Raw genomic sequence first — 12,952 nt, forward strand, 5'->3', positions numbered from 1 at the left:
AGATTTTGACGATAAAAATGACGGTGTTACTGAGCACTTTTGCGCTGGTTTTATCAGGCTGCGGGACCGCCGTTACGGTGCTGCAGGATGACGAAGACGCGGCTCGTAGCCTTAGAAAGCAAAAGACCTACTGCCAGTCCATCCCGCGCATCTACAGCGGCCTGGCCTACGACTTTTGCGTATTGAACGCAGCGCCTGATCCCACGGGTATTCTTTTGCCGTTCGTATTGGTGGATTTCACCCTGTCGGGTGTTTTCGATACCGTCCTCCTGCCCTATACGGTTTACCGCCAAGCTACCGACGGCAATCTCAGTATTTACTGGAGGTCAGGCCGCGGATAAGCAGTGCCGCCTGCTTTCGCCCGGATCATCTTTACGGGGGTAATATGCGCTGGGTCATTCCCGCCATGTTTACGCTATAATCCCGCCCTTTAGCTGCCACTCGCCCTTTGCGAGGGCACATTAATCTTTGAGGCGCCTTGCGCCTGCATGCAGACTAAAGAGGCTAGACCCCTGTGGCATTGACGATTCTTGGCCTGTCCGGCGCCCTTAGCCATGATCCTTCCGCAGCTTTGTACATCGACGGCAAGCTGGTCGCGGCGGCTGAGGAAGAGCGCTTTGTGCGCGATAAACATGCAAAGAACCGCATGCCTTACGAGTCGGCGAAGTTTTGCCTCGAACAGGCTGGCATCAAGCCGTCCGACGTTGATGTGGTAGCGATTCCGTTCGCGCCGATCAGCCTGTTCGGCAAGGCTCGCTGGCATTACGCCAAGCGTTACTGGTACGCCCCGGACCGCGCGCTCGACGCGATCCTGATGGGTAACCGTCGCTACAAGCGCTATCGCAACAAGATTGTCTGGTGCCTCGAGCAATTGGGTTTCGATCCGAAGAAAATCAAGATCGAGCCGGTCGAGCATCACCTGGCTCACGCCTCCAGCGCTTACCACTGCTCCGGTTTCAAAGAGAAAACCGCGATCCTGGGGATCGACGGCAAGGGTGAGTACGCCACGACCTTTTTCGGTTACGGCGAAAACGGCAAGATCCACAAGATCAAGGAATTCTTCGATCCGGACTCCCTCGGCGGCCTGTACGGCGCGATCACCGAGTTCCTCGGTTTCGAGATGCTCGACGGTGAGTTCAAGGTCATGGGCATGGCGCCGTATGGCGATGCCAGCAAATACGATTTCTCGCGCCTGGCTTCGTTCGAGAACGGCGAGCTGGTGATCAACACCGACTACGCCAACGTCATCGGCCTGCGTCGTTATAAAGAGAAGGGCAAAGGTTTCTACTTCTCGCCGAAGCTGATCGAGTGGCTGGGTCCCAAGCGCGAAGGCGACATCGCCGACGAGCCGTACATCCATTACGCCGCGAGCATGCAAGCGCTGTTCGAAAAAATCTCGCTGCAGATGATCGACCACTACCTGGGCGACGTGCTCAAGGAAACCGGCAAGCTGGCCTTCGCCGGTGGCTGTGCGTTGAACGTCAAGCTGAACCAGAAAATCATCGCCCGCGATGACGTTAAAGAACTGTTCGTGCAGCCTGCGTCCGGCGATGCCGGCACCGCGGTCGGCGCGGCGGCCTATGTGTCCCACGCCCGTGGTGTGCCGGTCGAGAAGATGGAACACGTCTACCTTGGCCCGTCGTACACCAACGAAGACGTCCTCGCTGCATGCGCCCGTCACCCGAGCAAGCCGGTATGGCGCAAGCTTGAGAACATGCCGGAAAACATCGCCAAGATCATGGTCGATGGCAACCCGGTCGCCTGGTTCCAGGGCCGCATGGAATTCGGTCCGCGCGCCTTGGGCGGTCGTTCGATCATTGGTTGCCCGAGTGCGACTGGCGTGGCTGACCGCATCAACCACCAGATCAAGTTCCGCGAGCGCTGGAGGCCTTTCTGCCCGTCGATGCTCGACACCGTTGCACCGCAGATGATCAAGGTCGATCACCCGGCGCCGTTCATGACCTTCACCTTTGAAGTGGCGGAAGAATGGAAGACCCGCGTGCCGGAAGTCGTCCACGAAGACGGTACGTCCCGGGCCCAGGTGCTCAAGCGCGAATACAACCCGCGCTACTACGACATGATGAAGGCGCTGGAAGTGCTGACCGGTAACGGCGTGTCGCTGAACACCTCGCTCAACCGTCGTGGCGAACCGATGATCTGCTCGCCGACGGATGCCCTGAACATGTTCTTCGGTTCCGATCTACAGTATCTGATCATGGAAGACATCCTGGTGGTCAAAGAGGGCGCGGACGCATATGACACGCTCGGCTGAACGCCATGTGCTGCAGTTCTGTCACGGCTATGACGGGCCGTTTCTGGACTGCGCCCGGCAGTACGCCAGCCTGTTCGCGGGGACCGGTTATCGAGTGACCACGGTGTTTCTGACCGGGGCTGCCGATGCCGAAGTCGCCGCGGGCTGTGCTTCCGATGAAGTGCTATTCATGGAATACAGCTCCAAGGCCATTCGTGGCCTGAAGCTGGGCGCCATCGGCGATCTGCGCAAGATCGCCGCCTCGCGCAATTTCAGTTTTTGCATCGCTCACCGTTTCAAACCTATTTATATCGCCTTGCTCGGCACGTCGTTGCCGGTGATTGGCGTGCATCACGCGTTTGACGATTACAAACGCGGCACGCGCAAACTCTTCGCGAATATTTTCCGCAAGCGCCTGAGCCTGCTCGGGGTTTCCGATGCCGTGCGCGACGACATGCGTCATTGCCTGCCGAAGTGGCCGGCGGCGCGGATTCAGACGCTCTATAACCGTATCGATGTGCAGACCTTGCAGGACAGCCAGGTATCAGTTCGCGAGGCCAGGGAAACCCTCGGCCTGGCGCCGGACGCCTGGGTTGTCGGCAACGTCGGGCGGCTGCATCCGGACAAGGATCAAACCACGCTGCTGCACGGTTTTGCTGCGGCGTTGTCGGGTTTGCCGGCCAGCAGTCAATTGGTGATTCTCGGTGCCGGTCGACTGGAACAGGACCTCAAGGCCCTGGCCCGTGAGTTGGGTATCGGCGACCGCGTGCTGTTCCTCGGTCAGGTGCCTGAAGCCCGACGTTATTTCCGTGCCTTCGATGTGTTTGCGCTGAGTTCCGACCACGAACCGTTCGGCATGGTGCTGCTGGAGGCCATGGCTGCCGGCGTGCCGTTGCTTGCCACGGCGTGTGGCGGGGCGAAGGAAGTGGTCGAGGGCGTCGGTATTCTGTTCCCGCTGGGCGATGCCGAACACTTGGCTCAAGGGCTGCAACATCTGGCCGCGATGGACGAGCAACAACGTCACCAGTGTGCCGAGTTGATGCTCGATCGTTTGCGTGAGCGCTTCTCCGACCTCGCGGTGCGCGATGCTTTCTGGCGTTTGCCGCACGTTACCGAACTGGCGCCGAGGGGCTGATGCTCAATCGATTTCAAGGCTGGCGCGAACGTGGCTGGGCGGTAGTCGACGCCTCGACATATGCCGAGGCCTGGCAACGTTATGGCGGCAGCGTCGCCACTCATCCCATGGTGGTCGAGCGACTGGCGCAGTTGGCTGACATTCCTGTGCGCTACCTGGCCTGGGAGCAAAACGGTGAAGTCAAAGCCGCGATCCCGACCTGGGGACGCGACCTCGCCTTGTCCAAGGATGTGCTCAAGCGCTGCGGTAAAAAAGGTCTGTTCGACCTCGGTAACGCCGAGTTCATCCTGCCGGCCGCTGCCGATGCACAAGCGCCGCTGCGTCATCGTGGACGCTATCTGTCGGCGCTGAATGAAGGCCGCTTCACCGGCATCAAGTTGCAGGCTGAACAGCTGGCGATGGCCCGCACGCCCGAAGAACTGTCGAAGAAGTTTCGCTACAACCAGCGCCGTGAATTGCGATTGCTGGAGGAAGCGGGCGGAGTGGTCCGGCCGGTCGCGGAGTTTTCCAGCAGTGAACTGGCGGCGATCTATTGCGACCTGTTCCAGCGTCGCTGGGGCTTCCCGGCGACGGGGGCCGAGCGCATGGCTGAGGTCATCGAGTTGCTGCGTGATTTGCTGATCGGCTCGGTGATTTTCCTCAACGATGCGCCAATAGCGATTCAACTGGTCTACCGTGTCGAGACACCGCAGTGGATCAGCGTCGAGTACATCAATGGCGGCGTCGATCCCGAAACCCGCGAATTCAGCCCGGGCAGCGTGCTGAGCTTTCTCAATACGCAAAGCGCCTGGGAGCATGCCCGGGCGTTGGACAAACCCTTGCGCTTTTCTTTCGGCCGCGCCGACCGTGAATACAAGGATCGCTGGTGCAATCCTGTGCCGGTGTTCACCGTATGAGCCAGCCCATGAACCGCAAACAGCAATTGCTCAAGCGCCATCGGCGCAACAAACGCATCGGTCTGCTCATCGCGCTGGTGCTATTGATTGCCATGGGTGTGCTGGTGACCTGGTGGCTGCCGCTGGTGCTCGCGGTTCTGGGCTGGATTGCTCACGAGGCATGGTTTGCCGACCATTTGTTTTACTCGCCCAAAGACGATTATCAGTACAGCTTTCCACCGTACACCCAGCAGCCCAAGGTTCACCTTGACGGTGAGCGTTTGCGCCTGGACGACGGTGTCATGCTGGTCGACGACGCCACTCTGGTCTTGGCGCTGCGGATAAAAAGCACTTGGCTGGGACGCTTTATCGATCCCGTGGTCGAGTTGTCGGGGGGGGATAACCCGGACCGACAAACTTTCGAGCGTGGTGTGAACGGCCTGCGTTACCTCAACCTCAGTGGTCAGGCGCACGTTCTGTCGCAAGGTGAGTTACGACTGCGCGGGCGTTTCTGCCGACTGCTGGGTGAGCCGGTGCTCAGGGTGTTCGAGCATCCGGATTACAGCCGTCAACGGGTGATGGTGATCGCGCCCCACGCCGACGATGCCGAGTTGGCCGCATTCGGTTTGTACAGCAGCGCCAGTCAAAGCTGGATCGTGACCCTGACCGCCGGTGAAATAGAGGCCGGGCACTATCAGCAAATGGGGCTCAATGGTGTCGAAGCGTCTCGGCTGAAAGGCTCACTTCGTGCCTGGGACAGTCTCAGCGTGCCGTTGTGGGGCGGCGTACCTCAGGAACGCTGCATTCAGTTGGGCTATTTCTGCCTGCAATTGCCCGCTATGCAAAGCACACCGACCGAGGCCGTGGTGTCCCATGAGGCACAACTGGGTGATACCCGATATTTTCGACGGTTCAATCCGTTTACCCTGGGCAGTGACGTCGATGGCATACCGTCCTGGAACAATCTGCTGGCCGACCTGAGTGAGTTGATCGAGCGCATCCAGCCTCAGGTCATCGTTTTGCCACATCCGCGTTTCGACCCGCACCCAGACCATCTATGCTCACAGCAGGCGGTGATGCAGGCACTCAACGGTACAGCCTGGCAGCCCGAAACCTTATTGCATTACGCCAATCATCTACACGACAACGATCGCTGGCCAATGGGTGATGCCGGTACCGGTGTAACACTGCCGCCACAGATCAATAATCATGAACCGTTGCGTCCTTGGGCGCTTTGTCTGTCGGCCGAAAAACAGTGGCACAAGGCTATGTCGTTGGGCATGATGCACGACCTTCAGCCCCGACTTCCCCTCAAGCGTCTACTTCGCCGGGCGATACAACGTTGCCTGGCGGCCCGACACTGGCCGGCTTTCGGCGAAAACGAGTTCTTCCGTAAAGCAGTGCGACGCCACGAATTATTCTGGGTCCAAGAGCTGTCTGGAAAGAGAGAGACCAATTGAAAGTTCTGTTTCTGGTACAGAAAGAGCAGCGAGCGATCCTCGATCGACTGTATGACGGTATCGCCGAGCACTGCGACTGCGACAAGCGCGAGCTGACCAGCGCGGAGCAGGACGACTTGCGTGGATACTTTCGCAAGCATGTCGATGTGACCCGCTACGACCGCATTGTTTTTTTCCTGCGCTTCAAAAAAGAAATCAGACAGGTGAGGTTCATACAAACCCTGCCCAATCTGGTTATTCTGGAACACGATGCGTACCAGAACTACATCCCGTGCAAGTACACCGGCAAGTTCAGCGCCCATTACCGCAAGCTGCCTTGGGCGCGGGTGATCAGCTCGGGCTTCATGGTCAGCCAGCGCTTGCGTGAGGAAGGGTTTGACGCGCATTTCGTGCCCAAGGGCTACGATCAGGCGCTGTTGCAAAACTGCCAGCGTGAACGTGATATCGAGCTGGGTTTCGTCGGCAGTCTCAATAGCGTGGCGTATGCCGGACGCAAGGCTATGCTCGAGTCCGTGGCCGACGTGGAAAACCTGCTGATCACCCGCACCAAGTCGGGTGAGGAATACTGCGAGACGTTGAGCCGGATCCGTTACTTCGTGAGTGCCGACGTTGGCATGGGCGAATACATGATCAAGAATTTCGAGGCCATGGCCTGTGGTTGTGTGCTGTTTGCTTACGATCAAGGGGAAGCAGAGAATCGCGCGCTGGGGTTTGTCGATATGCACAACATCGTGCTCTATCGAACCCGCGACGAACTCAGGGGAAAACTGGCGGTGTTGCGCGAGTCCCCACAGCTGACCGAGACCATTTCATTGGCCGGTCAGGCGTTGGTAGAGCAGCGTTACACGTTCCAAGCTGTCGGACATGCGATTGTCGAGGCCCTGCGTGCGCCGCTGCGCGAGCATGTCCCGCTGGGCTGGAAAGAAAAATTACGCATGTCGCTGGGGCTTTGAGGCCGGGTGATTAAACAACCAATGGTGCGGTGTAAATAAATGGTGTTCAGCGAGACTAGCGACATTTCGGTAGTAATCACTAGTTGCGGTCGCTTCGATCTGTTGAAGCGTACCCTCGAGACGTTCGACCGGTTCAACACAGCTCCCATCCGTAAAGTGTTCATTACAGAGGACTCCGGCGACAGCGCCGTAGAGGCCTGTATTCCTGAACACTGGAGGGCGCATACCCAGTTCTTCATCAACAAGCCGCGCCTGGGGCAGTTGCAATCCATCGATGCCGCTTATGCTCAGGTGCAGACATCGTGGATTTTTCACTGTGAAGACGATTGGGACTTCTACCGCGAAGGGTTCATCGAAGAGTCCCAATGCCTGCTGGAGGAAGATCCGCAGGCACTGCAGGTGTGGCTGCGCAGCTTCAATCATGACTTGATGGTTCACAGTCCTTACGTGTTCCTGAACGAGCGCAAAGTCAGCCATGGCATTCCTTTCTACGTACTGGGCTCGCAAAAAGCCGAGTGGCAAGGTTTTTCCTTTAATCCAGGGCTGCGCCGTCGCGCGGATTACTTGACGCATGCACCGTATTCCGCATTCTCCGGCGAAAAAGAGTTGTCGCGTCGGTATGCTGGCGAAAACCGCTATGCGTTGATTCTGGAAAACGACGCGGTATTGCACACCGGTTTCGGTGAGCATGTGGTAGTTCCCAAGGAGCGGGTGAACAAACTACGGCGTAAACGTCTTGAACGGCTGAAGCTGATGGCCGCTCTTATCTCGGGTCTTGCAATAGGTTGGGTGTTACATGGAATTTAGCGGCATGCGGTCAGGAAAAAACACCATGGCGTATTTCGGAACGGTGCTCTGTCTGTTTCTTTTGAGCTTTGTGGTGGGTTGGTCGTCGAAGTGGACCAACAACCTGTTCTACGCCCTGATGGCATTGCCGGGCCTGGTGTTCCTGATCAAGGAGCGCGGTGCGGGCTTGCTCAAGGAACCGCTGGCTTGGGGTTGGCTGGCGTTCATTCTTTGGTTTCTGGTACCTGCGACGATTGCAGGGCAGATGCAGTTCTACAAACACGTTTTCTATGTACTGATGTTCGTCATGGTGGTCGGCGCCTTTACCGATCCGCAGTTCTTCCGCAGTGCGGCGTTTGTCCGCGCTCAGTTCTGGATTCTGACGTTGTACATCTTCAGCAGCTCGCTCTACGGTTGGGCAACCGGTGAATTCGCCGTTGGCAGCCGGGTGGCGCTGCTTCCGGCACGCCTGGAGAACGTCATCTACGCCAGCATTTGGCTGTTCTGTTCGTTGGCGCTGGCGCTGCCAGTCTGGCTCAGGACGCGAAACTACATCGAAGCTGGCCTGGCCATCGTTTTGTCAGTGTTCGCGGTAGCCTTCGTCCTGCAGACGCGTACTGCGTTTGTGGGGGCTGTGTTCCTGTTTGGTATCTGGGTGCTTTACGGCATTTACCACAGGCCGCGGCTGGTAGGTGGTGCGGTGGCAATTTGCGCAATTGTTTTAGGCCTGCTGTTCCTGGTGGTGCACAACGAAGCCTGGTACCAGTCCCTCTGGAACCGAGGTGATTCGTACCGCATCGAGATTTTCCATATCATGGTCGGCGAGTGGCGCAACTGCGGCTGGGTACTGGGCTGTGGCATCAGCTTTCACACCGCCCAGGTACTCGATGGCTGGATGCCGATTCAGCATCCGCACAACATTTTCGTAGCGCTGGGGCTGTACAGCGGCGGGGTCGCACTGGTGTTGTTCGTTGCGCTGATGGCCGCATCCCTTTGGCAGGCCTGGCGTCTGCGAGACGTGTGGGGTGTGTACCTGGCGTGTGCGCTGGTGATGCTGAACTTTGATGGCAGTTTGCTGATTGGCAACCCTGACGAGTTGTGGCCACTGGTGCTGCTGCCCGCAGCGATGATCCTGTCTCGCGTACTGAAGGCGCGGCAACCCGCGCTGGCGTAGTGCCTGGCCTTCGTCTCCTCCCCGGAGGCGAAGGCCATCAGATTATTTTTGCAGGGCGACGCTCAGCTCCTCCGGGGAGCAGATGCTCTGGGTCTGGCCATAATTCTGCATGAAAACTTCGCCGCGACCGTCGAGCAACCATTGCCGATCTTGTGGGTAACGCACCATATGCTTGAAGTTGCGCAGCCGCAAAGTCTTGCGCAGCGGACGGCGATACACCCGCATGTCGGCGATATCGATCAGGCCCAACTGATGCTCGGGTGTGAGCACGATGTTGCCCAGGTGCGCCGAGCGAAAATAAATCCCCCGCTCATGCAAAGTGGCCATGAAGACCCCCAATTGGCCGCGCAACGGATCGGCATCGCCCTCAATGTCCAGCAGCTGACGCAGGGTCTGGCCCGGCAGTGGATCGTAGTGCACCGCATCGCGCTCGATACTCGCAATACGGTAAACCTGACGAATCGACGGGCAGGGGATGTGCCGTTCACGCAACGCATCGCAGTTGTCGGCAAAGCGTTTGGCGTACGGGTACCACGCGGCCGACGTCAGCAGGCGTTTGCGGCGAAACAGTTTGAGTATTGAACCGTCCGTCAACCGCAGAACCTTGTCCCCCGAACCATCCGCTTCAAGGACTTGTGCTCCCTCGCGCAGGGCGAGATATCGGGTGTGATCAAGCGCTTGCATCAATACTCCGGGTTGGGCGCCGTGAGGCATGAATAGCCGGCCATGTTACCGCAGCTCAGCGACTAAAATGGCCTGTGTTACACTCGCGGGCTCTTTTCTCATACAACGGGTTCTCATGACCAGCCCTGATTCGCCTGCGCCGTCGAGCTTGAAGATTTACCTGCGCCTGCTGTCGTATGTGCGCCCGTACTGGGGCATGTTTGCCATCAGTATCGTCGGCTTTGTGATTTTTGCCTCGACGCAGCCCATGCTCGCAGGGATTCTCAAATATTTCGTCGATGGCCTGAGCAACCCTGAAGCGGTGCTCTTCCCGACTGTTCCCTACCTGAAAGACTTGCAGTTGCTGATGGCCGTGCCGCTGCTGATTATCCTGATCGCCGCCTGGCAAGGCCTGGGGTCTTTCCTGGGCAACTACTACCTGGCCAAAGTATCGTTGGGGCTGGTCCACGACTTGCGTGTTGAGCTGTTCAACAAGTTGCTGGTATTGCCCAACCGTTATTTCGACACCCATAACTCCGGACACCTGATTTCGCGTATCACCTTCAACGTGACCATGGTCACCGGTGCGGCCACGGACGCCATCAAAGTGGTCATTCGTGAAGGCCTGACCGTGGTGTTCCTGTTTGCTTACCTGTTGTGGATGAACTGGCAACTGACCCTGGTGATGCTGGCGATCCTGCCAATCATCGCGATCATGGTGAGCAGCACCAGCAAAAAATTCCGCAAGCAGAGCAAGAAAATCCAGGTGGCGATGGGCGACGTGACTCACGTGGCCTCCGAAACCATCCAGGGTTATCGCGTGGTGCGCAGCTTCGGCGGCGAGAGCTATGAAGAGCGTCGTTTCGCCGAAGCCAGTCAAGGCAATACTGACAAGCAACTGCGCATGACCAAGACCGGTGCGGTTTACACGCCCATGCTGCAATTGGTGATCTACACCGCCATGGCAGTGCTGATGTTCCTGGTGCTGTTCCTGCGCGGCGATGCCACCGCCGGTGACCTGGTGGCCTACATCACCGCGGCGGGTCTGTTGCCCAAGCCGATTCGGCAGCTGTCGGAAGTCAGCTCGACAATCCAGAAAGGCGTTGCCGGTGCCGAGAGCATTTTCGAGCAACTGGACGTCGAGCCAGAGATTGACCAGGGTACCGTCGAGCGCGATCGCGTCAGCGGCCACCTGGAAGTGCGCAACCTGAGCTTCACCTATCCAGGGACCGAGCGTGAAGTGCTGAAGAACATCAGCTTCACAGCGGCACCGGGGCAAATGATCGCCCTGGTCGGACGCTCCGGTAGCGGCAAGTCGACCCTGGCCAGCCTGATTCCGCGTTTCTATCACCACGAAACCGGCGAAATCATGCTCGATGACGTGGAAATCGAAGACTATCGTCTGCGCAATCTGCGTCGCCATGTGGCGCAGGTGACGCAGCATGTGACCCTGTTCAACGACACCATTGCCAATAACATCGCTTACGGTGACCTGGCCGGCGCACCACGTGCCGACATTGAAAAGGCCGCGACGGATGCTTACGCGATGGACTTCATCTCGGAGATGCCGCAGGGCCTGGACACCCAGGTCGGGGAAAACGGCGTGTTGCTGTCCGGTGGCCAGCGTCAGCGCCTGGCGATTGCCCGGGCCTTGTTGAAGAACGCACCGTTGCTGATTCTCGACGAGGCAACGTCGGCGCTCGATACCGAGTCCGAACGGCACATTCAGGCGGCACTGGATCAGGTCATGAAAGGTCGCACCACACTGGTGATTGCTCACCGGTTGTCGACCATCGAGAAAGCCGACCTGATCCTGGTCATGGATCATGGTGAAATCGTCGAGCGTGGTACCCACGCACAACTGCTGGCGCAAAACGGCTACTACTCGCGCCTGCATGCGATGGGCCTGGACGAGCCGGTCACTGCCGGAATCGCTTGATCCGATGAAAGGGGTGAGCTGGCGCTCACCCCTTTTGCACACCAGGCGTGCAACGCGTCCGGTGATTGGTATCCAGACCTTTACCCTTTTTGACCAAGCCTGTCGATTGTCGGTTTTTCTGATCAATAAATGAGCAGAAAACTCCTCTGAATCATCCCATTGCAGCCGTCACACAAGCCCACGCCAACCCTGTGTTAATATCGCGCCCCTGTTCATTTTGTATGTGGGTTGCTCCATGAAGTTGTCCATGCCGCGATTCGATCAAGCCCCTGTCTTGGTGGTCGGCGATGTCATGCTCGACCGTTACTGGCATGGTGGTACCTCACGGATTTCCCCTGAGGCGCCGGTACCGGTAGTCAAGGTCGAGCAAATCGAGGACCGCCCGGGCGGTGCCGCCAACGTTGCGTTGAACATTGCCGCCCTCGGCGCACCGGCCTCGCTGGTCGGCGTGACCGGCGACGATGAAGCCGCCGACAGCCTGGCCAATAGCCTCAAAGGCGCTGGCGTACGGGCGTTGTTCCAGCGCATCGCGCACCAGCCGACCATCGTCAAGCTGCGGGTCATGAGCCGTCACCAGCAACTGCTGCGTATCGACTTCGAAGAACCGTTCGCCACCGACGCATTGGCGTTGGGCGAACAGGTCGACGAATTGCTCGAAGGCATCAAGGTGCTGGTGCTGTCCGACTACGGCAAAGGCGCGCTGAAAAACCATCAGGTGCTGATCCAGGCCGCCCGTGCCCGTGGCATTCCGGTGCTGGCCGATCCCAAGGGCAAGGATTTCTCGATCTACCGTGGTGCGAGCCTGATCACCCCGAACCTCAGCGAATTCGAAACCATCGTCGGCGGTTGCGCCGATGAGCACGAGCTGGTGAGCAAGGGCGCGCAGCTGATGCACGACCTCGACCTCGGCGCATTGCTGGTGACCCGCGGCGAACACGGCATGACCCTGTTGCGTCCGGATCATCCGGCGCTGCACCTGCCGGCCCGTGCCCGTGAAGTGTTCGATGTGACGGGTGCCGGCGACACGGTGATTTCTACCCTGGCGGCCGCCATTGCCGCTGGCGAAGAACTGCCTCACGCGGTGGCCCTGGCCAACCTGGCGGCGGGCATCGTGGTCGGCAAACTCGGTACGGCAGCCATCAGCGCGCCGGAACTGCGTCGCGCCATCCAGCGTGAAGAAGGTTCGGAGCGCGGTGTGCTCGGCCTTGAGCAGCTGTTGCTGGCGGTCGATGATGCGCGTGCGCATAAAGAGAAGATCGTCTTCACCAACGGCTGCTTCGACATTTTGCACGCCGGCCACGTGACCTACCTCGAGCAGGCGCGAGCTCAGGGCGATCGCTTGATCGTGGCGGTCAACGACGATGCGTCGGTCAGCCGTCTGAAAGGGCCGGGTCGTCCGATCAACAGCGTCGACCGTCGCATGGCCGTACTGGCAGGTCTGGGCGCCGTGGATTGGGTGATCAGCTTCGCTGAAGGCACTCCGGAAAACCTGCTGCGCGAGGTCAAGCCGGATGTGCTGGTCAAGGGTGGGGACTACGGGATCGAGCAAGTTGTCGGCGCGGACATCGTGACCGCTTACGGCGGGACGGTGAAAGTGCTGGGGCTGGTGGAAAACAGCTCCACTACCGCGATTGTCGAGAAGATCCGCAAATCCGAGTGAAGCCTAAAAGATCGCAGCCTCGTTTCACTCGACAGCTCCTACAGGGAATCTCATTT

11 protein-coding genes are annotated in these 12,952 nt (G+C 58.8%); 10 read left to right on the top strand and 1 reads right to left on the bottom strand.

What is annotated here, in order from left to right; genetic code table 11:
- The first annotated feature begins 5 nt into the window (after positions 1-5).
- From EAH74_RS06505 to EAH74_RS06540, 8 genes are all read left to right on the top strand, one after another.
- Complete coding sequence (locus EAH74_RS06505; RefSeq protein WP_140677135.1) at positions 6-341, top strand: YceK/YidQ family lipoprotein; 336 nt, start codon at positions 6-8, stop codon at positions 339-341.
- Positions 342-514: 173 nt separating this feature from the next.
- Positions 515-2,272, top strand: coding sequence for a carbamoyltransferase family protein (locus EAH74_RS06510; RefSeq protein WP_111449307.1), 1,758 nt, complete (start codon positions 515-517; stop codon positions 2,270-2,272).
- A complete protein-coding gene (locus tag EAH74_RS06515; protein ID WP_140677137.1) occupies positions 2,256-3,386 on the top strand; it encodes a glycosyltransferase in 1,131 nt (376 codons plus the stop codon). Before EAH74_RS06510 ends, EAH74_RS06515 begins: the two co-directional genes overlap by 17 nt.
- Entirely contained in the window at positions 3,386-4,282 is an 897-nt protein-coding gene (locus EAH74_RS06520) for an antimicrobial resistance protein Mig-14 (RefSeq protein WP_056746444.1), read from the top strand. Before EAH74_RS06515 ends, EAH74_RS06520 begins: the two co-directional genes overlap by 1 nt.
- A gap of 8 nt (positions 4,283-4,290) precedes the next feature.
- Entirely contained in the window at positions 4,291-5,721 is a 1,431-nt protein-coding gene (locus tag EAH74_RS06525; RefSeq protein WP_140677139.1) for a PIG-L deacetylase family protein, read from the top strand.
- Positions 5,718-6,674 (top strand): glycosyltransferase family protein, encoded by a 957-nt coding sequence (locus EAH74_RS06530; RefSeq protein ID WP_140677141.1) that lies wholly within the window; start codon positions 5,718-5,720, stop codon positions 6,672-6,674. The genes EAH74_RS06525 and EAH74_RS06530 overlap by 4 nt, the downstream gene beginning before the upstream one ends.
- A 39-nt stretch (positions 6,675-6,713) precedes the next feature.
- Positions 6,714-7,481: a glycosyltransferase family 2 protein gene (locus EAH74_RS06535; RefSeq protein ID WP_140677143.1), complete on the top strand. Its 768-nt coding sequence runs from the start codon at positions 6,714-6,716 to the stop codon at positions 7,479-7,481.
- Positions 7,482-7,506: 25 nt separating this feature from the next.
- Entirely contained in the window at positions 7,507-8,634 is a 1,128-nt protein-coding gene (locus EAH74_RS06540; RefSeq protein WP_140677145.1) for an O-antigen ligase domain-containing protein, read from the top strand.
- A 42-nt stretch (positions 8,635-8,676) separates the two neighbouring features.
- Here the strand turns inward: EAH74_RS06540 and EAH74_RS06545 are convergent, their stop codons facing one another.
- Positions 8,677-9,318, bottom strand: coding sequence for a toluene tolerance protein (locus tag EAH74_RS06545; RefSeq protein WP_123369028.1), 642 nt, complete (start codon positions 9,316-9,318; stop codon positions 8,677-8,679).
- A gap of 115 nt (positions 9,319-9,433) precedes the next feature.
- On the opposite strand from EAH74_RS06545, the gene msbA reads away from it, so the two are divergent.
- Together msbA and hldE are read left to right on the top strand one after the other, a co-directional pair.
- Entirely contained in the window at positions 9,434-11,236 is a 1,803-nt protein-coding gene (gene msbA, locus EAH74_RS06550) for a lipid A export permease/ATP-binding protein MsbA (protein ID WP_161990880.1), read from the top strand.
- 235 nt (positions 11,237-11,471) lie between these two features.
- Entirely contained in the window at positions 11,472-12,896 is a 1,425-nt protein-coding gene (hldE, locus tag EAH74_RS06555; RefSeq protein WP_033055483.1) for a bifunctional D-glycero-beta-D-manno-heptose-7-phosphate kinase/D-glycero-beta-D-manno-heptose 1-phosphate adenylyltransferase HldE, read from the top strand.
- Positions 12,897-12,952 lie beyond the last annotated feature (56 nt).

Origin of the sequence: Pseudomonas mandelii, from assembly GCF_006438925.1 — a bacterium.
Taxonomy (GTDB): domain Bacteria; phylum Pseudomonadota; class Gammaproteobacteria; order Pseudomonadales; family Pseudomonadaceae; genus Aquipseudomonas; species Aquipseudomonas mandelii_C.